Genomic DNA, 26,225 nt, shown 5'->3' with positions numbered 1-26,225 from the left:
GTCAGCGGGCGCGGCTATATTGAACTCGTCGCTCCATTCTCCCCTCCCCAAATGACACTGGGTTCCGCCGCGCAGATGACTGTGCGGCTTTTTTTTTTATTCGGACGCCAGTTGTGTCAGTGCATCGCCCGTCACGCGGCAAATGCGCCAGTCCGGCATGACGGTCGCACCCATGCCCTGGTAGAAGTTGATCGCGTTTTCATTCCAGTCCAGCACCGACCATTCGAAGCGGCCGCACTGGCGTTCCACTGCCAGCTGCGCCAGCGCCACCAGCATTTGCTTGCCATAGCCCTTGCCGCGCGCATTTTGCTTGACGTACAAGTCTTCCAGGTACAGGCCTTTCTGGCACAGGAAGGTGGAAAAGTTATGGAAGAACAGGGCGAACGTGACGACTTCGCCATCTTCCTCGCCGACCAGCGCTTCGGCGGCGGGATGGGCGCCAAACAGGCTTTCGTGCAGCTTGGCTTCGTCGGCAACGACAATGTGTTCGAGTTTTTCAAATACCGCCAGCTCGAAAATCATGCCAAAAATGGCGTTCACATCATGCGGTTCGGCTGGACGTATGGTCAGGCTCATGGATCGGATTATTTTCTGGTTGAGGTTTTTTCACCGCTGGCGCCGGGGATTTCAACACCCAGGCCACGCTGGATAAGCACAATACCATACCCAGCCATTCAACTATTCCTGGACGGTAATTTTCCAGCTGGATCGACAGCAGCACGGAAATCACCGGCGTGACCACGCCGATATACACGGCCTTTTGCGCACCCCAGCGGTGGATCAGCGTGAAATACGCGGCGAAGGCGATGACGGAGCCGGCCAGCGACAAATACACCAGGCCGCCCCAGTAACTGGCCGAGGCCGGCAACGTGAATTGCACGCCGGTCGCCAGCGCAAACACGGTCACGCACAAGGTGCCCCACAGCATGGCCCACGCCATCGTCAGCAAGACGTTCGACGAATGTTCCCGCACCTTCACCACCATCATGTTGCCGACCGTGCCGGCAATGGTGGCCGTCAGCGCCAGCGCCAGGCCCAGCAGGAAGTGGCCGGCGCCGCCCGCAATGATCTCTTTCCAGGATGCATGGATCGAGTCGTAGAACAGCATGGTGACGCCGATGATGGCAACCAAGGCCGCGCCCCACGTGCGCCACGTCAGCGGCGTGCCGAACATGATGCGGCTGCAAATCGGCGTCCAGATCACCATCAGGGCAAACAGTACGGCCACCAGCGCGGAAATCAAATGTTCTTCCGACGTGTAAGTGCACAGGTAACTGACGGCAAACGTGGCGAAACCTTGCGCCATCATCCAGCGCTGCACCTTCCACGGCAGCAGCAGCTTGTCGCCGCGCACCAGGCACCAGCCGAACAGGACCGTGGCAGCCAGGCCGAAACGGTAAATAATGGAAACAGCCGGCGCGACGTGACCCAGTTGCAGGGTGATGGCCCAGAAAGTGGAACCCCAGATCAGGCAGGCGGCGGAAAACAGGGCGGGAGAGGAAAACATCCGACCAGTATAGACATATTCCCGCGACCTTGCTGGCGGGCAGCTTGTCGACTATTTGGCAGCACTTGCCAGCGACTTCGCGTTAGTAAGCGACATTCAGACGGCGGTACAGGAAACCCAGCACAAACAGGGGGCCGATCAGCAGGAAGCGGATATCCTCGAAAAACGACGGCTTCTTGCCTTCGATTTTATGGCCGATAAACTGGCCGATCCACGCCACGACGAAGACGGTCGCGGCCATGGGCAGGATGACTGGCGGCTGCAGCGACGCCAGTACCACCAGCATGACGCCCGACATCACCAGCATGCCGATGGCAAACGGAATTGACAGCGTGACGTAATACGCCAGTGCAAGGAAGGTGGCGCCCACCGCCGCCATGGGATTGGCATGCCAGATCAGGCCCAGCAGGGAAAAGACGATGGCCGGCACGCAAACGAAATGGATCAGTTCGTTTGTGGGATGCCGGTGGCTTTCGCTGTATCGTTCCAGCAGCCTGTCAATTTGGCGTGGTTCGCTCATGACGGTGGATCTCCCGATGTACTTGTAATTTGGAACTTTCGTCCGATTCTAACACTGGAACCATGGGCTAAAATGCCGCCATGAGTTCGTCCATTCCCCTGACCGGCCTGGCCCCGGTCATCGATAGCCATACCCGCATTTTGATCCTCGGCAGCTTCCCGGGGGAGGCGTCGCTGAAGGCGCAACAGTATTATGCGCACCCGCGCAATGCGCTATGGCCGATCCTGTCGGCGCTGACGGGCGAGCAGCTGGCAGCGCTCCCGTATGTTGAACGCCTGCCGCGCCTGCTGGCGCATGGCTTCGGCTTGTGGGATGTGCTGGGGGCTTGCGAGCGCAAGGGCAGCCTGGATTCCGCCATCCGCAAGCCTGCCGCCAATGACTTCGAGCGCTTGCGTGAACTGTGCCCCGTGCTGGAGACCGTCGGCTTCAACGGCCAGACTTCCGGCAAGTTCGCCGCCCAGTTTTCCGCACAGGGTTATCGAACCGTCGTGCTGCCATCGACGTCACCCGCGTACGCGGCGCTGTCATTTGCGGAGAAGCTGGCGGACTGGCGCCGCTTGCAAGATAGTTGAAAGTATTTTGTGCGTCGCACAAGAAGCGTGTTACACTCTGTTCATCGGTGAAGTTCTTGTGACTTGCCGGTTCCCGCAGAGGCACGCGGCGCGGCATGTGTAACGCCGCCACGCGACGATGCAGTGCGGGTTGTCATCCGAATACGTTGGTCGGTCTACACGAAGGGGCACCATGCAGATAGCATGGGCGTCCGGGGCGCCGCACCATGCAGATAGCATGGGCAGGTGCAGCGATTAAAGCAATTTGATACATTGAACGAGGCCCGCAGCATGCGGGCTTTTTTTCTTCCCACATGGGCACCAGTGCTCACTCCGTAGCGCATCTGGCACCAGCGATGCGTCCATCTCCACCGCTTTATCACCGTCGGGCTTGGCTCTGCTGCCGTGGCCTGCCTTTTACCTCACCGGAGTCCACGCATGGCTAAAGAAGAACTGATTGAAATGAACGGGGTCGTCTCCGAAGTATTACCCGATTCCCGCTACCGCATCGACTGCGACAACGGTCACAAGCTGATCGCCTATACGTCCGGAAAAATGCGCAAGAACCATATCCGCATCCTGGCCGGCGACGCGGTCAGCCTGGAACTGTCTCCATACGACCTCAGCAAGGGACGCATCACGTTCCGCCACATCGAAAAACGCGGTGCACCGACCCATAACAGGCCCGCATTCCGCGGGCGCCGTTAAGCCGCTTGACGCCGGAAGTGCCGCCGGCCTGATTTTTTTTTCGCATCCGCGAATCCTTTCCAGCGTTGCGTGCCTCTTGGTCATCGCAGGCAAGTGCCTGCGGTCACAACCAACGCACCAGAAAGGAAATCATGTCCGGCTACCAGCGTCCCGAAGATCTTGCCTTTGCCAAAGATCTCATCCAGCTTGCCCCGAAAGAAGCGCAAGCCTTCCTGTCCCTGAAATCCGCCGCCGAACGCAGCGACGGCGTCATTCCCGCCAAATACCGCGAACTGATCTCGATTGCGGTGGCGCTCACCACGCAATGTGCTTACTGCATCGACGCGCATGCAAAAAATGCCGTGGCGGCGGGCGCCACGCGGGAAGAAATCGCGGAAGCCGTGTTTATCGCGTCAGCCCTGCGCGCCGGCGCGGCGGTGGGCCACGGCTTGCTGGCGCTGCGCCTGTTCGACGAAGCGGCGCGTTGACGACGCCATGAAAAATGGCTGGCCCGGTTGCCCGGCGCCAGCCATCCTGTCCTGCGCGATGCGCGGGATTATTTGTAGAACACGTCGACCTTGCCTTTCAGCTTGATCAGCATCGGATTGCCGCGGCGATCCAGTGCTTTGCCGGCCGGCACTTTGATCCAGCCTTCGCTGATGCAGTATTCCTCGACATCAGTGCGTTCTTTGTCATTGAAATGAATGCCTACTTCGTGTTCGAACACGGCAGGGACGTGGAATTTGCTGCGCGGATCGATCGACAGATGGTCCGGCAGTTCTGGGCGGGTAGTATCGTTCATGGGGCAGAATTATGCGACAGAAAGGCGCTGTGCACAACGGGTTGCGCCGCTTGCGCTACGCAAATCGGCCCCGTACCGCCTCGCCCGCCAATGCCAGCGGCAGTAGCACCAGCGCGGCGCTGGCGGCCACGGTGCGCCTGGATTGCAGCATGGCAATGGCAAGCGCGGGCAAGCCAACCAGTGTGACGCCACCGCCCTGCAATTGCATGCGGCGCTGACCCGGCGTGGCAAGAATGGAAATATTGTCGCCTGCTAATCGGCGCAGTGCCCAGGCAGGCAAGGTGGCGCAAGGGCTGCTGAGTTGTAATGCGACGGGCCTGCGTGCCATGGCAAAACAGTCGCGCAATGTTTGCCGCAGGGATTGCACGGGTGCTTCCGGCGCATTCAACACGGCGGCATCCAGCGCCAGGCGTTCGGGCCGCGCCGGCAAATCGTGCGCCTGGATGATGTCCCACACCAGCCCGCAGCGACGCAGCAGCGCCAGCGTCCACCAGCCCGGATCCCATTCGCCCGGATACAGGCCCAGCCGCGCGGAGCCGGGAAACGCGTGGTGATTGTTGTGCCACGATTCGCCCAAGGTGATCAGCGATGCCAGCCGTACATTGTGTCCCTGCACGGCGGCCCCGGTGATTTCATTGTGCATGGGGCCGTGGTTATGGGCGAAATAGCCGATCAGCCAGTGTCCCGTCACGCTGGCGGTGATGCCCGCGCAGACACCCCAGACCACGAACGGCCAGCCGCCGAAGGCATACAGCGCCAGCGCGGGCGGCAATTGCTGCAGCATCCACGTGCGCTCGAGGAAACGGTAAAAACGGTCATGCGCGACAGCGTCCGGCAATGTCAGGGCAGGCGGCTGCGCCAACGCCAGTTCGCAGTGCAGTTGCCACCAGCCGTCAGCCAGCAGCGGCTGGCCATGGCGCAAGTAGGGATGGCAATCGGGCTGGCGCTGGGCGTGGTCGCGCAAGTCGTGCTGCAAGCGTAGCCCCAGCGGGCCCGCCAGCCCCACCTGGACACCGGCATAGACCAGCGCATATTCCAGCCATTTGGGGCATTGGTAACTGTCGTGTATGAGTTTGCGGTGGCTGCCCAGGGTATGGCCAAACAGCAGCACGAACGCCGTCGCGCCGGTAAAGAGCAGCAGGTTGGACCAGGAAAAGGTCAGGTAGCCGCCCACGATGGACGTGATGGCCATTGCGGTAATCCACAGCGATTTGGCGGGAGACCAGCGCACCGTCCCGCGCAAGACATTGCCTTCATCGATATGCGTGATGCGATCGCTGTGCATGACTGCCTCCTAGGTGGATTCGCGTTTTTTCGCTAAAGCCTTCGACGTCTTTTTCAATGGACCGGCGGTCGGACACAGTTCGAACAGGAAGCCGGACAAGGTGTTGACCAGGCTGTCCGCGTTCAGGCGGTAGTGGACAAATTGCCCGCGGCGTTCACTGGCCACCAGTTCCGCGTTCTCCAGCACCGACAAGTGCCTGGATATGGCGGGGGCGCTGATGCCCAGGTGTTCCGCCAGCTCCGACGTGGTCAGTTCCGCATGCGACAGCAAGGCCATGATCTTGCGGCGCGGCAGCGAAGCCAGCGCTTCGAATGTCTTGTCTAATTCTTTGCTCATTATTGAATTAACTAATTTGTTAATCATATGGTGAGCCAGCCGATCCGGAAAGTCAAGCTTGCGAGTGGAAGGTTTTCGGGTGCAATCCGTCGCAATTTCGCACAGCACGTAAAACCCGAGGATTCCTTCCTTGACTGTCATTCCGGCAGCGCGAGATACTGGTTTTTCATTACATTTATAGTAATTTCCATGAGCCAACTCTCACTCCTCGATCTCGGATTCCTGATCACCGAATCGGAAGCCAGCCCCAAACACGTCGCCGGTTTGCTGATCTTTAAGCGTCCGTCCGGAGCGCGTGCGACGTTTGCAAAAAAACTGTATGAAGAATACCTGGCGGCCACGCACCTGGAGCCGCCGTTCAACCGCATCCTCGCGTATTCGCTGACGGCGCTGCCGCACTGGGCCGAATGCGCGGACATCGATATGGAACAGCATGTGTTCTTCCACAAGATGCCGAAAGACGCCAACCGTCGCGAAGACTTGTACAAGTTCGTGGCGGAACTGCACACGCCGGTGCTGGACCGCTCGCGCCCGATGTGGGAAATGCACGTCATCGACGGCCTTGAAGGCGGGCGCTTTGCGCTGTACCAGAAAATGCACCACGCCTATGCGGATGGCATGACGATGACGCGCTGGTTTGCGCAAAGCATGTCGGAGTCGCCCGACGAGGATGAACTGAACCCGATCTGGTCGGTTCGCCACAGCAGCAATGAAGGCCGCCTGCGCCGCAAGCTGGGGCAGGACATGGTGGAAAACGCGCTGTCGAAAGCCATCGGCGGCGCCAAGGGTGTCAGCCAGCGTTTGTTCGGCATCGGCAGGCTGTCCGCCATGCTGCTGCTGGAAAGCATGAAATTGACCAAGAATGCGATTTCGCTGCCCTTCATGGCCAGCCGCCATACGCCGCTGACGGGGCAGGTGACGTCCGGCCGCGAATTCACGGCCATTACCATCCCGATGGAGCGCGTGGCCCGCATCCAGGCCGCTACCCGTTCGACCCTGAACCACGTGGCGCTGACGTGCCTGGACGGCGCGCTGCGCCGCTACCTGGAAGAGCAGGGCGTGGAACTGGCGCAGCCGATCGTGATCCAGATGCCCGTCAACCTGCGCAAGGAAGGGGAAAAATCGGCCGGCAACAAGATCGGCATCGTGCAGGTCGAGCTGTCGCCGCCGACGGACGACCCGTATGTCCGCCTGCGCAATATCGGTTTCTCGCTGCGTAATGTGCGTGTGATGGTGGATTCCGTGGCGCCGGCCGCGATTGAAACGTACACCATCGTGACGGCGCTGATCGGCCAGCTGGCGGAAATGCTGAAACTGTCGGAGCGGGTGCCGCCGATGGGCAATACGCTGGTGTCGAATGTGCCGGGGCCGAAGCAGCGCATGTACCTGAAGGGGGCGCCGCTGGAGGAAATGCATCCGATTTCCACGCTGCCGCCAAGTAACCTGCTGAACATCACGCTGTTCAGCTATGGCGGCTTGCTGCATTTCGGCCTGATCGCCACCGACCAGTTGCCGAACCTGGCGTCGCTGAGCGGCTATATCGCGCAAGCGTTTGACGACCTGGAGCAGGCGGTCGGCGTTTAAGTTGCGCTGCATGGCGGATGGCCTGCCCATCCGCCATGCATTCACACCCTGAAGAATTCCATGGTGTCTTGCAGCGTCGACGCCTGGCCGCTCAATTCCTCGGCGGTGGCTGCCAGTTCTTCCGACGACGCGGCATTGGTTTGCGTGCTGTCGCTCAGGTGCGCCATGGCCGCGTTGATCTGGCCGATACCCAGGCTTTGCTCTTCCGACGCGGCGGAGATTTCCTGGATCAGTTCCGACGTCTTGCGGATCGCCGGCACGATGTCGTTCAACAGCGCGCCGGCCTTTTCCGCCATGCCCACGCTGCTGGCCGCCACTTCACTGATTTCCGCCGCCGCCACCTGGCTGCGTTCGGCCAGCTTGCGCACTTCGGCCGCCACCACGGCAAAACCCTTGCCATGTTCGCCGGCGCGCGCCGCTTCGATCGCGGCGTTCAGCGCCAGCAAGTTGGTCTGGTATGCAATGTCATCGATGATGATGATTTTCCTGGCGATTTGCTGCATGGCTTCCACCGTCTGCCTGACGGCGCTGCCGCCCGCTTCGGCCGACGTGGCCGCGGTGGACGCGATGTCCGCCGTGACCTTGGCATTGCTGGTGTTTTGCTGCACCGATGCATTCATCTGTTCGATCGACGCCGACGTCTGTTCCACGCCGGCCGCTTGCTGGCTGGCGCTTTGCGACAGCGATTGCGCCGTGTCGGAGGTTTGCTGCGCGGCCGCCAGCATGCTGTCGGCGGTTTCCCGCACCTGTCCCACGGTATCAGCCAGCTTGTCCACCATCAGCTTCATGGAATAGGCCATGCTCGACGTATCGCCCTTGGCCAGCACGATGTCCTGGGTCAGGTCGCCTTTCGCCACGCGCAGCAACGCTTCCGTCACATACGACGGTTCGCCGCCCAGCTGACGGATCAGGTGGCGCGTGATGTACCAGCCGGAGACGGCGGTAATCAGTGCGATGACCGCCATCAGCGCCGCCATCTTGTTGCGTGCGCCGCGCTGCTCGGCTATGCGCTCGTCGACCAGTCCGGCCAGTTCCGCAATGCCCGCATAGATGGCTTCGAACTGGGCATCGATGGCGCTGGTGGTGAAGGCAATGTAGTCCGGCGACGGATACTCGATGACGGCCGCCGTCGCCACCTTGTTGCGCGCCAGGTCGGAGGCTTCTTGCGCCATTTGCACGGCCTTCGCGACTTTCGCGCCCAGCTTGCGTTCGAGCGCGGCATTGCCCTGGTAGCTTTTCTGGAACGAGCGCGTGGCGCTGTCGACCGATAAGCGTTCCTTGGCCAGCAAGCCGTACATGGCGGCCCGGCCATCGGCGTCGATTTGTTTGGCCGCCAGGAAGCCGGCGCCCTTGGCGCGCAACTGGCCGGTGGATTCCGTCAGTTGCGGCAAGTCGAACAGGACGCCCCGCATCAGGTAATAGCTGTCCGCATCCGGGTCCAATGCGAGTCCATAGCGGTCCGCCACGCCTTCCAGCAACAGCAGCATCAGTTCGCACAGGTCGGTGTGGCCCTTGTAGCTCTCCGCCGTGGTCAGGTTGCGCGCCGCCACGCGGCTGTGCAAGGCTTGCCAGTCATTGCGTACTTGCGCCAGCAGCTTGTTGGTGGCGGGGTTGTCGCCCTTGAGCAGGGTTTCCACTTCGGCCAGGGTCCGGTTGACTTCATCGGCCTTGCTGCTGCGCTGTTCGGCCAGCTGGCCTGTCGTCACAAAGGCGGCAGAGAGACCGCGGTGCTGCTGGATACGTTGCAGCAGGTGCAGCGTGGTGTCGCCAGGCTTGATGCCGCTGCGTTCGGTCAACGAAAAATCGATATTCTTGTTGGTGCTTTCGAGGAACAGTATCAATGGCGGCAGTACCAATAGTATGCCCAGTGCGCCCAGCAGCACGAAGCGCTGCCACATTTTCATGCGGTTCAATAATGTCGCCACTTTCCCTCCGTTCGGATGCGGATATGTTCAGTCGATTGTAAAGAACGCCGGATCGAATGTACGTTGTACGAAGGTTCGAAGGCCAAATCTCGCCATCGCTCCGCACGCATCGTTGCGCGGCTTCCACAACGAAACCAGGGGGCGTGCGCCATCGGCGCCTGTTGCGCGCCGTGGAAGCCCGGCGCTGCGCAATTTCCACGCGAACTGGGGTAATTTTTTCTTGCTCGAAACAATCTTAATCCTTACATTAAATTTTGCATAAGCCCTGTAACGGCGGGCGAAACGCCTTTCGTCACGATGCCGTTGTTCAGGACAGCGTTGGTGACAACGCATAGCCGCGGCAATTCCGTTCTCTGGAGGTCCCATGCGTATGCTGTTCCAGCCCGCGGTCAAGCTGATGCGGCGCTTGCGCTATGCGCGCAAATTCATGCTGCTGGGTTGTCTCAGCCTGGCGGCCATCCTGTTCCTGCAACTGAACTTGCTGCAGCGGCTGCAGGGCGAAATCGATGCGTCATACCAGGAGTTGCATGGCGTACGCGTGATCGGCCAGTTCAACCGCCTGATCCAGCTGGCGCAGCAGCACCGCGGCCTGTCGTCCGGATTGTTGAGCGGGAATGCGGCACTGGCCGGCACGGTGGCGGCCAAGGGAGGCGAGGTGGAACGCGCGTTTGCCGCGCTGGCCGCGCTGCTCCCGGCGCAAGTGCGGAGCGGGACGCGCTGGCGCGACGCCAGCATGGAATGGCGTGACATCCGCGAACATGGACTGGAGTGGGCTGCGCGCGCCAATACCGACCGGCATACCGCAATGATCGGCACGTTGCTGGTGCTGAGCACTGACGCCAGCGACGCCACGGCGCTGTCGCTGCTGGGCGACCTCGGTGGCCATTACCTGCTCGATACGCTGATCAAACTGCCGCAGTACGCGGAACAGTTGGGGCAAACGCGCGCCTATGGCATGGCGATGCTGGCCAGGCCAGCCGTCAGCGATACCGAGCGGCTGGAAATGGCGGGCTTGCTGGGCCATGTGCAAACCACGCGCGCGCTACAGCAAATCAACCTGGGGAAAATCATGCTGTATGCGCCGCACTTGCAGCCCGTGCTGGCGCAAGCCGACCGGCGCTTCGAGGCCAGCCTGCAGGATGCGCTGCACATGATCCGGCGCGACATCCTGGGCGCCAAAATGGAAACGGCGCCGCTGCAATACTTCCAGCGCATGACGGCCCTGATCGACCAGTGCTATGCCGGCGGCGACGAAGTGCTGGCGCCGGCGCTGCATGCGCTGATCGAGGCGAAATTGCAGGCGGCGCGGCAGCGCCTGGCGGTGGTGGCGGCCGTGGGCGCGGCAGGCTTGCTGCTGTATGCCTACCTGGCCATGGGCGCCTACCTGGCGCTGACCGGGCAGATCCGCCAAGTGCTGGACAGCCTGCGCGCGATGGTGGCCGACAGCGCCGGCCGGGCCGAGCTGGTGGAAGCCATCGCCAGCGGCGACCTGGGGCGCGAAGTCCAGCCGGCGCTGGTGCTCGATGCGCCGCCCAGCCAGGCCCGCCACGACGAAGTCGGCGACCTGGCGCTGGCGCTGTACCGCATGGCCGAATCGCAGCAGCGCCTGGGCGCAGGCTGCGCGCGCATGGCGCAAACGCTGCGCCGCCACCAGCAGGAAGAACGCTTGCAGGACTGGCACAAGAGCGGGCTGGCCGAAGTCGCCATCCGGTTGCGGGGGGACCGCACATTGGCGGCGATGGCGCAGCCGCTGCTTGGCTTCGTGGTCAGCCACGTGGGAGCGGTGGGCGGTGCGCTGTACCGCTATGATCCCGCCCAGGACGTGCTGAGCCTGCAGGCGTCCCATGCGCTGAAAGGCCCGCCGGCCCGTATCCCGCTGGGGCAGGGCGTGGCCGGCACGGCGGCGCAGGAGCGCCACCCCATCGTGCTGGAGCGCGTGCCGGACGGCTACCTGCAGCTGGCATCGGCCAGCGGCGCGGCGGCGCCGGCAGCCGTGCTGGCGCTGCCGCTGCTGCATGACGGCCGCCTGCAAGGCTTGCTGGAATTATCGTCGTTCCAGCCCTTCGAGCCGCGCCACCAGGAATGGCTGGCGCAGGCCGCCGAAGCGCTGGCGATCGCCGTCGATGTGGACGATGCGCGCCAGCGCGTCAATGAATTGCTGGAGCAGACCCAGGGCCAGACCGAGGAATTGCGCGTCCAGCAGGAACAGTTGCAGCAATCGAATGAAGAACTGGAAGAACGGGCCGAATTGCTGCAGCAACAGCGCGAAGTGATCCGGCAAAAGAGCCAGGAAAGCGAAGCGGCGGCGCGTGCGCTGCTGGCGAAGGCGGAACAGCTGGAGCAGGTCAGCGCGTATAAATCCGAATTCCTGGCCAATATGTCGCATGAATTGCGGACACCGCTGAACAGCATGCTGATTTTGTCGAGCCTGCTGCAGCAAAACAAGGAAGGCCGGCTGGACGACAAGCAAGTCACCTATGCGGCCACCATCCACAATGCCGGCAAAGACTTGCTCAACCTGATCAACGATATCCTCGACTTGTCGAAAATCGAAGCGGGCCAGATGGACATCCAATTGTCCGACGTGCGCGCGGAAGATATCGTGGGTACCTTGCGCGCCATGTTCCAGCCGGTCGCGGAACACAAGGGGCTGGCGCTGGCGTTCGACGTGGCGCCCGGCATGCCCGCGTTCTTCGTCAGCGATGAACAGCGCGTCATGCAAATCCTGAAAAACCTGATGGCCAACGCCATGAAATTCACGCAGGCGGGAGAAGTGCGGGTGACCATCGCGCCGCGGCACGATGGCCTGGCGTTCACGGTGCGCGACAGCGGCATCGGCATCGCGCCGGACCAGCTGGAGCGTATTTTCCACGCGTTCCAGCAGGCCGATGGCACCACCAGCCGCAAATATGGCGGCTCCGGCCTTGGCCTGTCGATTTCGCGGCTGCTGGCGCGCAAGCTGGGCGGCGACGTCAGCGTCAGCAGCGCACCGGGCTGCGGCAGCGCCTTCACGCTGCATTTGCCGCTGCGCGCCAGTGCGGATAGCGAGGAGGGCGCGCCGGCGGCAGTCTCCCGGTCCGGGCCCGCCGGCGTCCCTCCGTCGGCAACAACCGGGTCCAGTCCACCTGTCGCCGCGCCCGGCGTGCCATCCGCCGCGCAGCCGGGCGGGGCGGCCTTGCCCGCCATGGTGATCGACGATGACCGCGACCAGTCCGGTACCGGACAGCGCGCCGTACTGGTGGTGGAAGATGACCAAGCCTTCGCCGCCGTGCTGCGCGACGCGGTGCGGGCGCACGGCTTCCGGGCGCTGGTGGCGACCGATGGCGAAGACGGGCTGGCGCTGGCCACCCACTTCGTGCCGCAGGCGCTGTTGCTGGACGTGTGCCTGCCGCACATCGATGGCTGGGGCGTGATGCGGGCGCTGAAAGACAATCCGAAGACGCGCCATATCCCGGTGCACTTCATTTCGTGCCTGGACCAGCAGCACCGGGCGCTGGCCATGGGGGCGATCGGTTATACCGGCAAGCCGGCCGATGTGGAACAGATCGAGCAAATGTTCGCCACGCTGGCGTCCACGCTGGACCGCAGCGGCAAGCGCTTGCTGGTGGTGGAAGACAATGAGGCGGAAGCACGCAGCATCGCCGAATTGCTGGGCGGCGGCGGGCTGGAGATCGTGCTGGCGCACAGCGGCGAGGAGGCGCTGCGGCTGCTGGAACAGGGACCGTTCGATTGCATGGTGCTGGACCTGGGGCTGGACGGCATGTCCGGCTACGATCTGCTGGACAAGATGCCGCGCGCGCCGGGTACGAGGCCGATGCCGGTGGTGGTGCATTCGGGCCGCAGCATGTCGGAAGCGGACGAGGCCCGGCTGCTGCGTTACGCCGACAGCATCATCATCAAGGGCGCGCGCAGCCCTGAACGCTTGCTGGCCGAAGTCAGCCTGTTCCTGCACATGGTGGAAAGCGCGCTGCCGCCCGACAAGCAGCAAATGATACGGCGCGCGCTGGACACGGAAGCCATGTTCGAGCAACGCACCGTGCTGCTGGTCGACGACGATATCCGCAACGTGTTTTCACTGTCGTCGGCGCTGATCGGCAAGGGCATGAATGTGGTGGAGGCGGGCGATGGCGTCGAAGCGCTGGCGCAATTGCAGGCCCATCCCGAAATCAGCATCGTGCTGATGGATATCATGATGCCGAACATGGATGGCTATGAAGCGATGCGCCGCATCCGCGCGCAGGCGCAGTGGCGCGGGTTGCCCATCATCGCCCTGTCGGCGAAGGCCATGCCGGGCGACCAGAAACTGTGCCTGGACGCCGGCGCCAGCGACTACATTGCGAAGCCGGTCGACCTGGATAAACTGTTTTCGCTGATGCGCGTCTGGCTGTGCCAGGAGGCGCGTTAGGTGGCGTAGCCATCCTCACCGTCGGCCAGCCGGAACACGCTGACCACGTCCAGCAGCCCCGCGCACTGTTGTTGCAGCGCGGCGGCCGCCGCGGCGGCCTGTTCCACCAGCGCGGCATTTTGCTGGGTCACGTCATCCATCTGCACGATGGCCTGGTTGATTTGCGCGATGCCGTCCGATTGTTCGGCGCTCGCCTGCGTGATTTCGGCCACCACGGACGTCACGCGGCCGATACTGCCCAGCACTTCCTGCATGGCGCCGCCCGTGCTGCCGGCCAGGCGGTTGCCGGTCTCCACGCTGCTCACCGCTTCCGTGATCAATCCCTTGATTTCCCGGGCCGCACTGGCCGAGCGCTGCGCCAGGGTCCGTACTTCGGACGCCACCACGGCGAAGCCGCGCCCCTGTTCGCCGGCCCGCGCCGCTTCCACGGCGGCATTGAGCGCCAGGATATTGGTCTGGAAGGCGATGCCGTCGATGACGCCGATGATATCGACGATCTTGTTGGCCGCCTGGCTGATGGCGCCCATGGTGTCGACCATTTCGCCCACCGCGCCGCCGCCGCGCGCCGCCACCGCCGACGCGTCGCCGGCAAGTTGGTTGGCTTGCTGCGCATGGCTGGCGCTTTGCTGCACGGTGGCCGTTAATTGTTCCATCGACGATGCGGTCTCTTCCAGCGCGCTGGCCTGCTGTTCGGTGCGGGCCGACAAGTTGCTGTTGCCGCTGGCGATTTGCTGGGACGCGGTGGCAATCGACGCCGTGCCGTTGCGCACCTCGCGTACGATGCGTACCAGGCCATGGTTCATGCCGTGCAGTGCGCTGAGCAACTGCGCCGATTCATCGCGGCCTTGCACGTCGATCACGGTGGTCAGGTCGCCTTCGCTGATGCGGCGCGCCGCCTGCACCGCCTGTTGCAACGGGCGGATCACGGCTTGCACGATCAGGTAGCTGAGCCAGGCCGCCAGTATGAACAGCGCGGCCACGGCCGCCACCGTCATCCATTCGGCGCGCTGCACGCGGTCCTTGCGCGCGGCCAGCAAGTGCTCGAGCGCTTCCATCGCCTTGCCGCTGGCGGCCTGCTGCGCATCGATGGCTTTGGTGAACTGGGCGAAGTATTCGGTGGCGGGATAGTCGGGCTGCTCGGCCTGCAGCAGTTGCTGCTTCGCCAGGTCCAGCACGTGCGCGCCCTGGTCGCGGGCGCTTTGCACCACGCCCTGCAATTCACCCTGCAGGGCGGGATTGGCACGGAATGCCTTGCCGATGGAATTGGCAAACAGCCCGGAAAAGTACGTCGCGCTTTCCTGCATGGTGGCGATGGCGACGCGGTCGTTCTGGGTCAAGGTATGCGCCGCCAGCAGGCCGGCGCCGCGCCCGCGCAGGCGGGCCAGCGCTTCCGTCAATTGTGGAGATTGCATCAGTGAAGCGTAGATCAGGTTATAGCTGTCGGCTTCCGGGTCCAGGTTGAGCTTGTAATGGTCGACCAGCAATTCGGCGATTTTCAGCAATTGGCCGATCAGTGCCGTGTGGCGCTGGAAGCTGTCGGCGGGTTTCAGCGCGCCCTGGTCGACCTGGGCCGCCAGTTCGGTCCAGCCGGACCTGGCCTGGTCCCAGCGCGTACCAATCTCGGGTAGCGCCAGCGCCTTGATCGTGGTGTCGAATGCGGCGACGCCCTGGTCGACGTCGCGCCGCTTGGCGCTGCGCTGGTCCGCGGCGCCGGCATTGCCGCCGAGCACGATCGCCGACAAGCCCCGGTGGCGCTGCAGGTCGGCCGTCAGCGCCAGCGCGGCGCGGATCGGCGGCAAGCCGCCCACTTCCAGCGCCACGGTATCGACCACGCGCATCGATGCCTGGATGAACAGCGCCAGCGGCACGATGGCGATCAGGGCGCTGATGACGCCCAGCACGGCGAATTTTTGCCACAGTAGCAAACGTCCCAGGATAGCGGTCATCGGCGGCTCCGGTGAAGAGTGACGGACTGGCTGTAAAAAAGACAGAGACTTGCCTGATTGATTATAGCCAAGGCCGCCTGAGGCCGCGTATTACCGGCGATTCAGTTGCCGGATGTCATGGGCGTGCCAGATCACGGGCCGGCGGGAGCCCGACATGCCAAAGCGGATACATGGAGGGAGGGGCAATTGTCCGTGGTTTTCCGGAACAGTGCGCCGATGGTCAATTGGTGGAGTAGACGTTGCGTTTACGCTCCAACCCTTTCAGCTTGTCCAGCTTGGCCGCATACAGGTCGTGTTCGCGCGTGGTGGTGCTGTTTTCCAGCGCCAGTTCCATGTGCTTGTCGGCGGTTTTCATGTCGCCCAGCTTGTACGCCGCCACCGCCAGCCAGAAGTGGAATTCATGGTAATACGGGGCACGGTCCACTTCGCGCGCGAACAGGCTGCGGGCGCGGCGGAAATCGCCTTCCTGCATGGCTTTCTGGCCAAGGTTGAAATAATGGAATGGCGGGTGGGGTTCCAGCCGCGCCAGTTGTTCGCGCAGCGCCGATGCTTCTTTATTCTTGCCTTGCGTATCCAGCACCTGGGCCAGGTTGAACATGGCGATGGTGCTGTTCGGCTGTATCGTATACGCATAGCGTAGCGCCGCTTCCGCTTCCGGCAGGTTGTCGTGGTGCTGGTAAATCACGCCCAGCGTGTTGTACGAATTGACGAAGCCCGGGTCGGCTTCGATGGCCTTGCGCACGAACGCATAGGCGGAATCGAGGTCGCGCTGCACCAGCGATTCGGCGGCGCGGTTATTCATGTACATGGCCACGACCGTGCGTTCTTCGATCGGCACCGTGACGAGGTTGGCGATTTCTTCCGGCGGCTGGAAGTCGATCACCATGAATTTGTTGCGCTCAAAGCTGCGCGAATCTTCCGCCATGTTGCGGATCCTGCCCAGCACGATATTCACATGGCCGCTGGAAAAATACAGGTTGTCGGTGCGGCTCCAGGTTTCCTCCACCGTGACGGCCTGGAATTGCGTCGTCATGCCCATTTCGCGCGCCAGCGCGGCCGTCATGATCACCAGCGACAGGCAATTGCCTTTGCGCGCCGCGAAGGTTTGCGCGGCATTGCGCGTCATGGTGGCGTCGTAGTCCAGTTGCAGCTTGTCTTTCTTGTACAGCGCATCGAACAGGACCACCTGCGGCTCTTTCTTTTCGTGGCCGCGCAGGATATCGGTGGCATATTTGACCATCTCCGGCGTCACGGCAAAGATTTGCGCCGTGGACGTATCCTGCGACGGTTTACCGAACAACTGGTCCTTGAATAACTGGGCGGAGGGCGCAGGCAGCGCCGTGGTGGTGGCGCATCCCGTCAACAGTTGCAGCGACAGGGCGGACAACAGCAGCAGAAGATATCGTTTCATGGGGCACCTCTCCGATGAAACCAGTATCTGCCCCTGCTTTGCCGCTGTCAAAAGATGTTATGCGGCACCGCAGCAAAGCCGTGCCGGGGCGTTGTCAGGATGCTAGTGTCCCAGCGGGCGGGCGTCCATCGGGCGCCCCAGGTTGTCATAGCCGGCCGCCAGTTCGATTGCTTCAGGCGCAATGCCCAGCGTCGACAGCGCGTCGGCCACGTCGTCCACTTCCACGTCGATGTCGCAATCCGGGTCCACCGGCTTGTCGCATGCGACCAGGCGGCTGCCATCGGCGCCATACAGCACGACGCGCAGCACCGTCTCGTTGCGCGCTTCCGCGGGGGCGATGACGATGCGGGCGGGCGCCACGCCGCCGTCCAGCACGGCGCGCAGCTGCGCCAGCATTTCCAGCATCGCGAATTCCAGGCGGCCCTGTTCCAGCGCACCGTAGAACAAGTCCTGGTACAGGAAATTCAACTGCACGGAACGTTCGCCGGCCAGGCAGCGCGCCACCAGCGGCGCCATGTCGACGGTCCACTGCCGGTAGCGTTCCATGCGGGCGGCGTAGTAGTCATCCTGCGCCGCTTCGTCGGCCGGCGCGGCATAGAACGGGTCGTCCGCGCGCTTCAGCGCAAAGCCCAGCAGGAAGCGCAATTCCACCGCGCTGTCGTCCGGACCGAAGTCGTTTTTCGGCCAGCCGCCGATGCTGCGGTCCAGCGCCGGCGCGGCCGACACTTTCTTGTCCATCATGGCGCTGGCCGCTTCGCGCACCATCGCATTCAGGTGGCCGTAGCGGATGCGGCTCATTTCACCCAGGTCGTAGGCATGGCGCACCAGCACCACGCGCGCCTTGGGCGCTTCCAGGCCCGCCTGTGTAAACGACGCCAGCAGCGCGTCATAGGCGGCATCGTCCTGGAATTCCTGGTCTTGCACCAGGCCGCCCGTGCTGTGCACGAACACGGGAATCGCGAATGCATTGATTTCCATGTCGGGCGCATTGTCGCGGCGCACGTGGATGGTGCCGGCGGCCTCCTCCACGGTTTCGCGCAGCATGCGCCACGCGGCCACGTCTTCGTCGCGCGCCTGCATGACGGCCGTATACAGCAGCTCATCCTTTTGCTGCTGCACGTATTTGCGCACCAGGCGCACGAAGTCGTTGTGTTTGCGGCGCAGTTCGGCGCCTTCGGTTTCCGCGTCTTCCTGTTCGGCCAGTTCCAACGCCAGCGCGCACAGCGCGTCGCTCAGCACATCATCCTGGTCTTCGGGGGGCGAATTGTTTTTGCGGGGGGCAGGGCGCTTCTTGTTTTGCATGGGCGCTTGGGTAGTGTGTTTATGAATGTTCGATATGGAAAGTGTCGTGCAGTTCGTCCAGCAAGTCGGCGACTTCATCGTCGTTCAGGCCCAGGTGGGCGCAAGCGGCTTCGCCGCCCTTGTCCCACTCCAGCGAATCGGCATAGCCGTGATAGCGGCGGATGCCTTTTTCCGCGATGACGGACAGCGCCACCAGCGAACGCACGGCGTCATCGGTGGCTTCGTCTTCCATCACGTCGTAATCGTGATGGTGCAGGATGGCCCACGACACGTCGGGAGACAAGCCCCAGTTGCGCGCCAGCAGGCAACCGATGGCGGCATGGTTGGTGGCATGGCGCGCATCCTCATGCGCGGTGATCTTGCCCACCGGGTCTTGCTGCGCTTGCGCGTACGTGTCTTTATAGTCGGGGAAACGGTCCATCAGCAGCGGCACGCCGATATCGCAGAACAGGCCGAAGGTGTGGGCGATGTCGGGCGGCGCGATGCGCAGCTTGCGCGAGGCGAATACCACGGCTTGCGCACGGCGGGCCGAGATTTCCCAGAAGGCATTCAGCGCGCTGTCATTGCCGCCAATGGCTTCCCGCGCCAGCAAGCCCGTCAGCAAAGCCGCACAATGATTAATGCCGAGGAAGTTGATGGCCTGCTCGACGGATTTGGCCTTGCGGGCGGCGCCAAAGAACGGTGAATTGGCCAGTTTCAGCAGCGCGCCCGACATGCCGACGTCGTTGCCGATAATGCGGGCGATCTTGCGGGGGGACGGATCCGGCAGCGCCAGTTCCTGTTGCAGGTCCACCAGCAGGCTGGGACGCGGCGGGATGCGAATGGAGCGCAGCAAGGCGTCTTCCACCGTCGTTTCAATTACCGGGGCTGGGGCTGCTACTGTGGTCATGTTGGCAAGCTGATGATGATTTGTATCTCGTCCGTTAAAAGAACTATAGCCTACTACGGCAGCGGCTGCCGGACGTGCGAATGCAGATTATCGCCCGATCCGCGTTTCTATAGTGCAAATTAAATTTGAAAATTCCAGCAAATACGATGAAATTGACGTAATTGTGACAGGCAATGATGGCGCTTTGGTCACACATTGTTCGTTATGATAGACGCCATGACAGCGTCTTCCATTCTTGCCAACATCGATTTTTCCCAGCCGTCCGCGCTGGTTGCGCCGCAGTTGATCGGCGTGACAGTGCTGGTCAATGGCGTCGGCGGCCGCATCGTGGAAGTGGAGGCCTACGACCGCGACGATCCTGCTTCGCATACCTACAATGGCCCGACCGAACGCAATGGCGCCATGTTCGGGCCGCCGGGCCATGCATATGTCTACCTGTCGCACGGCATCCACTGGTGCCTGAACTTTGTCTGCATGGAAGCGGGGCATGGCGCCGGTGTCCTGATCCGCGCGCTGGAACCGCTGCACGGGCTGGAAGCGATGCGCGTGCGGCGCAGGCAGATGGATGACCGCATGCTGTGTTCCGGCCCGGGAAAACTGTGCCAGGCGCTGGCCGTCACGCGCGCCTATAACGGCTTGTCGCTGGCGGCGCCGCCATTTCAACTGATAGCGCGGGACGCGGAACCGAACGTCGCGATCGGTCCGCGCATCGGCATTTCGAAAGCTGTCGATGTGCCGTGGCGGTTTGGCGAAGCCGGCTCCCGCTTCGTCAGCCGGCCGTTCAAATAGGCTATGTCCCCGCAAACCGTGGAAAGTGTCCAATTGCCGCTTTGAGCAGACATTCCGCGGTATCGATGCGATGTGCATCAAGGATGCAGCGCCAGCCCAGGTAATTCGGCAGGTAGCGCGTGGCGACGCCGTGGAAACGGTGCAGCCAGGCCCGGAAACGGCTGTGGTAGGCGTTGACGTTTTGGACATGCAGCGCGCCGCGCGTGCGCACACCGGCGCGCAGGTTGACCGCTTCATGGGTGATCCCGCTCTCGCGGGCAAAGGCGCGGTAAGCCGCGTTGGCGTCGGTCACCAGCAGGATGTCGGGATCGAGCGCCGGCTGCAGGCACTGGTGCAGGGCGGTGCGGGTGAGCGCGCCGCGCCCGGTGACGAAGTCGAGCGTGCGGCCATTGCGGTCGCGCGCCACCAGGATGCACACCTGCTCGTGTGAAATCCCGCGCCGGCGTGCGTGCCCGCCCCGGCGGCGCGGCGGCCGGTCCAGGTGGCGTGATCCCTTCTGCGACTCCAGCAAGAACATCTCGTCGGCCTCGGCAATGCCATGCAGCAGCGGTGCGCGGTCGGTGCGGGGCAGCGCCAGGAAGCGGTGGCGCCAGCGGAACGTGGTATTGCGGTGCACGCCGAGGCGGCTGGCGGCATGGCGCAGCGAGTGCGACGCCAACATGCCTTCGAGGTAGGCCAGCCAGCGTTCCTTATAGTGGAGCCTGGCCAGCGGCGTGCCGGTCAGCGTATTGAAGGTTTTGCCGCACGTGCGGCAGCGGTAGCGCTGCAGGCCGCTTTCGCGGCCGTGCCGGTACCAGCGGGTGCCGGCGCAACGCGGACAGTACAGTTTTTCCTGCGCCGCCTGGTCCAGCAGCCTGCCCACGTGCTGCCTGGCGTCGGCCTGCCCCAGCCGGACCTGCAACTGGGCGCATTGCCGTGAAGTCAGTAACGCCAGTTGCGCCAACAGCGATGCGAATGCCTGCGTTTCCATGATCTGCCTCCAGTCCCGGGATGATATTGCTTGGACCGGGAACGAAAAGCAGAGTTCCACGAAAGTTGCAGACAGCGCCTTCAAATAAGGCGGGCGGGCCGCCCGCTCACGCCGTCCGTACCTGCCGCTGCACGCCGCCGCCCAGCGCCCGCATCGGGCTGCCCGGCGCGCGCCGCTCGCGGACCGGACGCTCGTCCGCCACGGCCGGCGCCTCATCGTCCACCAATTGAAACACGCCCACGGCCCGCGTCAAATTCACGGCCTGTTCCTGCAAGCTGGCCGCCGCCGCGGCCGCCTGCTCCACCAGCGCCGCATTTTGCTGCGTCACATCGTCAATCTGGGAGACCGCGTGGTTGACTTCTTCGATGCCCTGGGCCTGCTGGGTGCTGGCCTGGCTGATGTGTTCAATCACACTGTTCACCTGGCGGACCGAATCAACGATGTCGCCCATGCTGGCGCCGGCCGCATTGACGCAGGCGCTGCCGCTGTCGATGGTGGCGACCGAGGCGCCGATCAGGGCCTTGATTTCCTTGGCGGCGGCGGCGGAGCGCTGCGCCAGCGTGCGCACTTCGGCGGCAACCACGGCAAAGCCCCGTCCCGCCTCGCCGGCGCGCGCCGCTTCCACGGCCGCGTTCAGCGCGAGGATATTGGTCTGGAACGCGATGCCGTCGATGACGCCGATGATTTCCACGATGCGGCGCGAGCTGGCCCGTATCGATTCCATGCTGGCCACCGCCTGTGTGACGGACTCGCCGCCCCGTCCCGCCAGGCTGCTGGCGCGCGCCGCCAGTTCGCACGCGGCGCGCGCATGGTCGGCATTGCTGCGCACGGCCTGCGTCAGGCTGTGGATGGCGCTGGCGGTTTCTTCCAGCGACGCGGCCTGGCGCTCGGTGCGGTTCGATAAGTCCATATTGCCGCTGGCAATTTCACGCGATGCGGTATCGATCGCGCTGACGGCATCGAGGATGGCGCGCACGGTGGCGTTCAACTGGTCCATGGTCTGGTCCAGCAGGCGGCCCGTTTCCGCGATTTCATCGCGTCCGGCGGCGGTCCTGCCTTGCACCAGCCGTCCCGCCGCCAGGTTGCGCACCACGTCCGCGATGCCGTGGATACCGTGCAGCATGGCGCGCCGCAGGAACAAGGTGACGACCAGCGACAGCGCGGCCGACAACAGCACCATGCCCGCCATGGCGGCGCCCAGCGCGTGAAATTCGTCCTGCGCCTGTCCATGCGCCTGCGTGCTCAGGGATTGCTCCAGCGCGGCCAGCTTGCTCAATTCCCCGTTCAGCGCTTCGAACTGGTGCTCGGCTTTGGCCATGGAATTGGTTGCGATCGACTGGTCGACCGCCGCGATTTCCATCGTGTCCTGCACGGCCTTGCGGTACGATGCCAGCGCCCGCACCGATGCCTGGACGATGGCCAGTTCGGCCGGTTCCGCGACGCCCGCCAGTTGCGCCAGTTGCTGTTCGACGGCCGCATGCCGCGCGCGGATTTGCGCGGACAGGGCGTCGAGCCGCGCCTGCGCAAAGCTGCCATTGATCCATGCCAGCAACTGGTAAATGTGGGCGTGCGCGTAGCGTGCTTCGCCTGTGATGGCGGCTGCCGCCTGCAGGCGCGCGGCGCGCACCTGCACCAGGTTTTCCATGGTGGCGTTCTGGCGCACCAGGCCGTAATACGCGCCACCGGCTGTCGCCATCAGCAGCAGCACCGCCAGCGCCGGCGCCAGCAGCAGCTTGGGCGCGATACGCAGTCTGTTCAGCATGGGAGCCTCACTTTTTATAGATGCCGGCTTCCAGCACCACGTCGCCAACCCGCAGGATGTAGGTGGTTTTCGGTTCGATCTTGCCCGTGACGGGATTCTTGTACATGTAGTCGACCCAGCCTTTGCCTTTGGCGGCGGCCAGTTCGATGATTTCGCGGCGGTATTTCTTGCCGCTGGCATCCGGCACGTCCGTCAAATCCTTGCCCACGATGGAGGGGTTGATGGGGTGCGCCAGCACAATGCCCGTGTGCAAGTCGCGCATGTCGACGTACAGCGAACCCTGCACGAAGTCCGGGTCCTTGGCTGAAATCTTTTTCATCATTTCATCCTTGCCGTGCGCCTTCATGTAGGAGGCGCCCCGTTCCGCCATGGCGATGGCGTCTTTCTCGTTGGGTTCGGCGGCGTAGACATGCAAGGCAGTGAAGGACAGCAGGGTGGCAGTCAGCAAGCGGTTCATGGTGGGCTCCTGTGTGAATTGCGCAGAGGTAATGTACGCCCCGTGCTTGTAGGAAAAATTGCGCTTCCGCAAGCGCAGTGCGTGCTGCGTGGAAATGTGCACAGCGGCCCCAAGCTTTCGTCAAGCAATGTGGGAATCTGTGAGAATTTCCATGTGGATATTGATGTTTGGCAATTCGATATGGGAAGCGCCGCCTACGATGAAATCCGGCCCACCCACCAGGAGAACCTGCCATGCAAACCGAATCCGCCAAGTTCAAACCCTTCACCCGCCAAACCATCCGCCAGGCCCGCCAGTGGGCGTGGATTCCGCACGAGTTGCAGGAAGCCGTGCAAGTGGTGTCGCATGTGCTGCCATTCCGGGTCAACGAATATGTCCTGGATCGTTTAATCGACTGGGACAATATCCCGGACGATCCCATTTACCGGCTGGTATTCCCCCACCGCGACATGCTGCCGGCGCACGAATACGCGCAGTTGCGCGACCTGGTGCTGGCGGACACGCGCGACGACACGGCGATCGCGCAACTGGTGCATGGCATCCGCATGCGCATGAACCCCCATCCGGCCGGGCAGATGACGCACAACGTGCCGCGCGTGAATGACGCGCCGTTGAAAGGCTTGCAGCACAAGTACAAGGAAACCGTACTGTTCTTCCCCAGCGCGGGGCAGACTTGCCACGCGTATTGCACGTTCTGCTTCCGCTGGCCGCAATTCGTCGGCATGGACGACATGAAGTTCGATGCGCGGGAAACCACGCAGCTGGTGTCGTACCTGCGCACGCATCCGGATGTGACGGATGTGCTGATCACAGGCGGCGATCCCATGATCATGAATACCCGCTCGCTGGCGGAATTCATCGAACCGTTGCTGGCGCCGGAGCTGGCGCACATCCAGAACATCCGCATCGGCACCAAGTCGGTGTCGTACTGGCCGCAGCGCTTCGTCAGCGACCGCGATGCGGACGATTTATTAAGGCTGTTCGAGCGCGTCGTCGCCAGCGGCAAGAACATGGCCATCATGGGCCATTACAACCACGCGGTGGAATTGCGGCAGGACGTGGCGCAGCAAGCCGTCAAGCGCATTGTCGGCACCGGCGCCACGTTGCGCATGCAGGGACCACTGATCCGCCACATCAATGAAGACCCGCGCAGCTGGGCCGAGTTGTGGACCACCGGCGTGCGCCTGGGGGCGATCCCGTATTACATGTTCGTAGAGCGGGACACGGGGCCGCGCGATTACTTCCAGCTGCCGCTGGCGCGTGCGCACGAGATATTCCGGCAGGCGTACCAGATGGTCTCCGGCCTGTCGCGCACCGTGCGTGGACCGTCGATGAGCGCCTTCCCCGGCAAGGTGGTGATCGACGGCGTGGCCAACATCGGCGGTGAAAAAGTGTTTGCCTTGCAGTTCCTGCAGGCGCGCAATCCTGACTGGGTGCGCCGCCCGTTCTACGCGAAGTTCGATCCCAACGCCACGTGGATGGACGACCTGGTGCCGGCCTTCGGCAAGGAACGCTTCTTCTTCGAGGAAGACGAACCGATGCCGCGCAAGGTGATCCCGCTGGCGGCGGTGCGCGGGGAAGCGGCGCATGGGGGCGGTGCATGCGGCGCCAACGATACGGTAGTGCAGAGCAACGCCGCATGAGGAACGCGCCATGGACGACCACCACCACGGCGGCACGGCCGCCGCCCAGGGGCCCGCCTTGCCCATCGCCGGCGCCTGCGCCTCTCCCGCAGCCGCCGGCAGCCACCCGGCTGCGCAGGTTGCGCAACCGCACTGGCTGGAATTCGGCGTCCCCGCCTTTGTCGGCCGCGTGCGCATTCCCGGCACCCTGTCTCCCGCGTCGATGTTTTGCCTCGTGTTCCTGCCGTTCGCGCTGGGGCACTTCATGTCCAGCCTGCTGCGCAATGTGAACGCGATCCTGGCCCCGCAACTGGTGGCGGCGCTGGCCTTGACGCCGGCGCAACTGGGCTTGCTGACCAGCGCCTACTTCTTCACGTTCGCGCTGGCGCAACTGCCGGTCGGCATGGCGCTGGACCGCTTCGGTCCCCGCCGCGTGCAATTTGCCATGCTGTGGGTGGCGGCGCTGGGCGCGGTGGTGTTTGCCGGCAGCCGGGAATTCAATCAACTGGTGGCGGCGCGCGCTGTCATGGGGATCGGGCTGGCGGGCTGCTTCATGGCCGCCGTGAAAGCCGTGTCGACCTGGATCTCCCCCGCCAAGCTGCCGTCCGTGCAGGGCTACCTGATTGCCGTGGGCGGGCTGGGCGCGGCCAGCGCCACCTTGCCCGTGCGGCTGGCATTGCATTACATGGACTGGCGCTGGCTGTTCGTCATGCTGGGCGCAGGCTGCGCCGTCATCGCGCTGCTGATCTGGCTGCTGACGCCGACGCCGCCCGCCACGCCGCCGAAACCGTTCAACCGGCGCATGTTTGCCGACATTTGCACGCACCCCGTGTTCCGCTCGACGGCCGCCCTGATGCTGTTGCCCCATGCCGTCTTCTTTGGCGTGCAGGGCTTGTGGATCGCCCGCTGGCTGCAGGACGTGGGCCGGTTTGCGCCGGCGGCCATCGCGTGGCTGCTGTACCTGGGGATGGCGGCCGTGGTGTTCGGGGCGATCGCCACCGGCATGCTCACCGAGTGGGCGGCCAGGCGCGGCATCGCGCCGTTGTCACTTGCTGCTTGCGGCATCACGCTGTTCGTCGCGGTGCAACTGGGTTTCGTGCTGGACTGGCGGCCCGGCTATGCGCAACTGGCCGTGCTGTTCACGCTGACCGGCACCATCACGGGCATCGATTACGCCATCGTGGCGCAAGCGATGCCGCCCGCGCTGACGGGGCGCGCATCGACTTGCCTGAACCTGTTCATTTTCCTGGCCGCATTTTGCGTACAGGCGGGCTTTGGCCTGGTGGTCGGACTGTGGCAACCGGACGCGCTGCAGCGCTATCCGGCCATTGCCTACCAGGCCGCGTTTGGCGTGCTGGTGTTGCTGCAATTGCCCGGATTGCTGGTGTTCGGATGGCGCCACCGCGCCGCGCTGATGCGCTGCGCGGAGCGGATGCGCGGCATCCGTTACAATGACGCCCTTAAGTGAAGGAATT

General features: G+C 63.4%; 22 protein-coding genes. 8 read left to right on the top strand and 14 right to left on the bottom strand.

The features are described 5' to 3' along the window. Window positions 1-96: 96 nt before the first annotated feature. The 3 genes from GJ700_RS16710 to GJ700_RS16700 all read right to left on the bottom strand — a co-directional run bounded on the left by GJ700_RS16710 (window position 97) and on the right by GJ700_RS16700 (window position 2,027). Window positions 97-576: a GNAT family N-acetyltransferase gene (locus tag GJ700_RS16710; RefSeq protein ID WP_154375867.1), complete on the bottom strand. Its 480-nt coding sequence runs from the start codon at window positions 574-576 to the stop codon at window positions 97-99. Then, window positions 542-1,507, bottom strand: a complete 966-nt coding sequence (locus GJ700_RS16705) for a DMT family transporter (RefSeq protein WP_154375865.1) — start codon at window positions 1,505-1,507, stop codon at window positions 542-544. The genes GJ700_RS16710 and GJ700_RS16705 overlap by 35 nt, the downstream gene beginning before the upstream one ends. Window positions 1,508-1,589: 82 nt before the next feature. Next, window positions 1,590-2,027, bottom strand: coding sequence for an Mpo1 family 2-hydroxy fatty acid dioxygenase (locus GJ700_RS16700; RefSeq protein WP_154375863.1), 438 nt, complete (start codon window positions 2,025-2,027; stop codon window positions 1,590-1,592). Between the two features lie 80 nt (window positions 2,028-2,107). Here GJ700_RS16700 and GJ700_RS16695 point away from each other — a divergent pair, with 80 nt between their 5' ends. The 3 genes from GJ700_RS16695 to GJ700_RS16685 all read left to right on the top strand — a co-directional run bounded on the left by GJ700_RS16695 (window position 2,108) and on the right by GJ700_RS16685 (window position 3,753). After that, complete coding sequence (locus tag GJ700_RS16695; RefSeq protein WP_154375861.1) at window positions 2,108-2,599, top strand: DNA-deoxyinosine glycosylase; 492 nt, start codon at window positions 2,108-2,110, stop codon at window positions 2,597-2,599. Window positions 2,600-3,016: 417 nt separating this feature from the next. Continuing rightward, window positions 3,017-3,286 (top strand): translation initiation factor IF-1, encoded by a 270-nt coding sequence (gene infA, locus GJ700_RS16690; RefSeq protein ID WP_154375859.1) that lies wholly within the window; start codon window positions 3,017-3,019, stop codon window positions 3,284-3,286. 131 nt (window positions 3,287-3,417) lie between these two features. Then, the gene (locus tag GJ700_RS16685) at window positions 3,418-3,753 is read left to right on the top strand and encodes a carboxymuconolactone decarboxylase family protein (RefSeq protein ID WP_154375857.1); all 336 of its coding nucleotides are present in this window, start codon (window positions 3,418-3,420) and stop codon (window positions 3,751-3,753) included. A 68-nt stretch (window positions 3,754-3,821) separates the two neighbouring features. On the opposite strand, the gene GJ700_RS16680 is transcribed toward GJ700_RS16685, so the two are convergent. From GJ700_RS16680 to GJ700_RS16670, 3 genes are read right to left on the bottom strand one after another with little or no spacing between them, the layout of a single operon-like run. Then, entirely contained in the window at window positions 3,822-4,067 is a 246-nt protein-coding gene (locus GJ700_RS16680) for a DUF3297 family protein (RefSeq protein WP_154375855.1), read from the bottom strand. Window positions 4,068-4,122: 55 nt separating this feature from the next. Continuing rightward, on the bottom strand, window positions 4,123-5,352 hold the full coding sequence (locus GJ700_RS16675; protein WP_154375853.1) for an acyl-CoA desaturase: 1,230 nt from the start codon (window positions 5,350-5,352) through the stop codon (window positions 4,123-4,125). A gap of 9 nt (window positions 5,353-5,361) precedes the next feature. Next, window positions 5,362-5,688, bottom strand: a complete 327-nt coding sequence (locus tag GJ700_RS16670) for an ArsR/SmtB family transcription factor (RefSeq protein ID WP_154375851.1) — start codon at window positions 5,686-5,688, stop codon at window positions 5,362-5,364. A gap of 189 nt (window positions 5,689-5,877) precedes the next feature. On the opposite strand from GJ700_RS16670, the gene GJ700_RS16665 reads away from it, so the two are divergent. Beyond that, a complete protein-coding gene (locus GJ700_RS16665; RefSeq protein ID WP_154375849.1) occupies window positions 5,878-7,272 on the top strand; it encodes a wax ester/triacylglycerol synthase family O-acyltransferase in 1,395 nt (464 codons plus the stop codon). A 41-nt stretch (window positions 7,273-7,313) separates the two neighbouring features. Here GJ700_RS16665 and GJ700_RS35510 read toward each other — a convergent pair whose 3' ends face one another. Continuing rightward, window positions 7,314-9,197 (bottom strand): methyl-accepting chemotaxis protein, encoded by a 1,884-nt coding sequence (locus GJ700_RS35510; RefSeq protein ID WP_371867992.1) that lies wholly within the window; start codon window positions 9,195-9,197, stop codon window positions 7,314-7,316. Between the two features lie 364 nt (window positions 9,198-9,561). On the opposite strand from GJ700_RS35510, the gene GJ700_RS16655 reads away from it, so the two are divergent. Next, on the top strand, window positions 9,562-13,602 hold the full coding sequence (locus tag GJ700_RS16655; protein ID WP_154375847.1) for a response regulator: 4,041 nt from the start codon (window positions 9,562-9,564) through the stop codon (window positions 13,600-13,602). On the opposite strand, the gene GJ700_RS36120 is transcribed toward GJ700_RS16655, so the two are convergent. The 4 genes from GJ700_RS36120 to GJ700_RS16635 form a co-directional block, all read right to left on the bottom strand. Next, on the bottom strand, window positions 13,599-15,548 hold the full coding sequence (locus GJ700_RS36120) for a methyl-accepting chemotaxis protein (protein ID WP_154375845.1): 1,950 nt from the start codon (window positions 15,546-15,548) through the stop codon (window positions 13,599-13,601). The two genes, GJ700_RS16655 and GJ700_RS36120, sit on opposite strands and share 4 nt — an antisense overlap. A gap of 220 nt (window positions 15,549-15,768) precedes the next feature. Further along, entirely contained in the window at window positions 15,769-16,959 is a 1,191-nt protein-coding gene (locus GJ700_RS16645; RefSeq protein ID WP_154375843.1) for a tetratricopeptide repeat protein, read from the bottom strand. A gap of 102 nt (window positions 16,960-17,061) precedes the next feature. Then, window positions 17,062-18,261 carry a hypothetical protein gene (locus tag GJ700_RS16640; protein WP_154375841.1) on the bottom strand — a complete coding sequence of 400 codons (1,200 nt, stop codon included), beginning with the start codon at window positions 18,259-18,261 and terminating at the stop codon, window positions 17,062-17,064. Between the two features lie 19 nt (window positions 18,262-18,280). Further along, window positions 18,281-19,150 carry an HDOD domain-containing protein gene (locus GJ700_RS16635; RefSeq protein WP_154375839.1) on the bottom strand — a complete coding sequence of 290 codons (870 nt, stop codon included), beginning with the start codon at window positions 19,148-19,150 and terminating at the stop codon, window positions 18,281-18,283. Window positions 19,151-19,366: 216 nt separating this feature from the next. On the opposite strand from GJ700_RS16635, the gene GJ700_RS16630 reads away from it, so the two are divergent. Beyond that, window positions 19,367-19,939: a DNA-3-methyladenine glycosylase gene (locus tag GJ700_RS16630; protein ID WP_154375838.1), complete on the top strand. Its 573-nt coding sequence runs from the start codon at window positions 19,367-19,369 to the stop codon at window positions 19,937-19,939. 1 nt (window position 19,940) lies between these two features. Here GJ700_RS16630 and GJ700_RS16625 read toward each other — a convergent pair whose 3' ends face one another. The 3 genes from GJ700_RS16625 to GJ700_RS16615 all read right to left on the bottom strand — a co-directional run bounded on the left by GJ700_RS16625 (window position 19,941) and on the right by GJ700_RS16615 (window position 23,128). Continuing rightward, entirely contained in the window at window positions 19,941-20,909 is a 969-nt protein-coding gene (locus GJ700_RS16625) for an IS1595 family transposase (protein ID WP_154375836.1), read from the bottom strand. A 106-nt stretch (window positions 20,910-21,015) separates the two neighbouring features. Further along, window positions 21,016-22,671: a methyl-accepting chemotaxis protein gene (locus tag GJ700_RS16620; protein WP_154375834.1), complete on the bottom strand. Its 1,656-nt coding sequence runs from the start codon at window positions 22,669-22,671 to the stop codon at window positions 21,016-21,018. A gap of 7 nt (window positions 22,672-22,678) precedes the next feature. Continuing rightward, window positions 22,679-23,128, bottom strand: coding sequence for a cache domain-containing protein (locus tag GJ700_RS16615; protein WP_154375832.1), 450 nt, complete (start codon window positions 23,126-23,128; stop codon window positions 22,679-22,681). A 233-nt stretch (window positions 23,129-23,361) separates the two neighbouring features. Here GJ700_RS16615 and GJ700_RS16610 point away from each other — a divergent pair, with 233 nt between their 5' ends. Continuing rightward, window positions 23,362-24,771, top strand: coding sequence for a KamA family radical SAM protein (locus tag GJ700_RS16610; protein WP_154375830.1), 1,410 nt, complete (start codon window positions 23,362-23,364; stop codon window positions 24,769-24,771). 202 nt (window positions 24,772-24,973) lie between these two features. After that, window positions 24,974-26,218 carry an MFS transporter gene (locus GJ700_RS16605; RefSeq protein WP_371868012.1) on the top strand — a complete coding sequence of 415 codons (1,245 nt, stop codon included), beginning with the start codon at window positions 24,974-24,976 and terminating at the stop codon, window positions 26,216-26,218. Window positions 26,219-26,225: the final 7 nt, after the last annotated feature.

This window comes from Pseudoduganella rivuli, assembly GCF_009674485.1.
Taxonomy (GTDB): domain Bacteria; phylum Pseudomonadota; class Gammaproteobacteria; order Burkholderiales; family Burkholderiaceae_D; genus Rugamonas; species Rugamonas rivuli_B.
This window is presented reverse-complemented; position numbering and strand designations above follow the sequence as displayed.

Coding starts and splice junctions, on each gene's coding strand:
- GJ700_RS16625 (WP_154375836.1), bottom strand. CDS start 20,909: ATGGAAACGCAGGCATTCGCATCGCTGTTGGCGCAACTGGCGTTACTG.
- GJ700_RS16630 (WP_154375838.1), top strand. CDS start 19,367: ATGACAGCGTCTTCCATTCTTGCCAACATCGATTTTTCCCAGCCGTCC.
- GJ700_RS16685 (WP_154375857.1), top strand. CDS start 3,418: ATGTCCGGCTACCAGCGTCCCGAAGATCTTGCCTTTGCCAAAGATCTC.
- GJ700_RS16710 (WP_154375867.1), bottom strand. CDS start 576: ATGAGCCTGACCATACGTCCAGCCGAACCGCATGATGTGAACGCCATT.
- infA (WP_154375859.1), top strand. CDS start 3,017: ATGGCTAAAGAAGAACTGATTGAAATGAACGGGGTCGTCTCCGAAGTA.
- GJ700_RS16655 (WP_154375847.1), top strand. CDS start 9,562: ATGCGTATGCTGTTCCAGCCCGCGGTCAAGCTGATGCGGCGCTTGCGC.
- GJ700_RS16680 (WP_154375855.1), bottom strand. CDS start 4,067: ATGAACGATACTACCCGCCCAGAACTGCCGGACCATCTGTCGATCGAT.
- GJ700_RS16700 (WP_154375863.1), bottom strand. CDS start 2,027: ATGAGCGAACCACGCCAAATTGACAGGCTGCTGGAACGATACAGCGAA.
- GJ700_RS16675 (WP_154375853.1), bottom strand. CDS start 5,352: ATGCACAGCGATCGCATCACGCATATCGATGAAGGCAATGTCTTGCGC.
- GJ700_RS16645 (WP_154375843.1), bottom strand. CDS start 16,959: ATGAAACGATATCTTCTGCTGCTGTTGTCCGCCCTGTCGCTGCAACTG.
- GJ700_RS16605 (WP_371868012.1), top strand. CDS start 24,974: ATGTTTTGCCTCGTGTTCCTGCCGTTCGCGCTGGGGCACTTCATGTCC.
- GJ700_RS16665 (WP_154375849.1), top strand. CDS start 5,878: ATGAGCCAACTCTCACTCCTCGATCTCGGATTCCTGATCACCGAATCG.
- GJ700_RS16620 (WP_154375834.1), bottom strand. CDS start 22,671: ATGCTGAACAGACTGCGTATCGCGCCCAAGCTGCTGCTGGCGCCGGCG.
- GJ700_RS16695 (WP_154375861.1), top strand. CDS start 2,108: ATGAGTTCGTCCATTCCCCTGACCGGCCTGGCCCCGGTCATCGATAGC.
- GJ700_RS16635 (WP_154375839.1), bottom strand. CDS start 19,150: ATGACCACAGTAGCAGCCCCAGCCCCGGTAATTGAAACGACGGTGGAA.
- GJ700_RS16670 (WP_154375851.1), bottom strand. CDS start 5,688: ATGAGCAAAGAATTAGACAAGACATTCGAAGCGCTGGCTTCGCTGCCG.
- GJ700_RS16610 (WP_154375830.1), top strand. CDS start 23,362: ATGCAAACCGAATCCGCCAAGTTCAAACCCTTCACCCGCCAAACCATC.
- GJ700_RS16705 (WP_154375865.1), bottom strand. CDS start 1,507: ATGTTTTCCTCTCCCGCCCTGTTTTCCGCCGCCTGCCTGATCTGGGGT.
- GJ700_RS16640 (WP_154375841.1), bottom strand. CDS start 18,261: ATGCAAAACAAGAAGCGCCCTGCCCCCCGCAAAAACAATTCGCCCCCC.
- GJ700_RS16615 (WP_154375832.1), bottom strand. CDS start 23,128: ATGAACCGCTTGCTGACTGCCACCCTGCTGTCCTTCACTGCCTTGCAT.
- GJ700_RS36120 (WP_154375845.1), bottom strand. CDS start 15,548: ATGACCGCTATCCTGGGACGTTTGCTACTGTGGCAAAAATTCGCCGTG.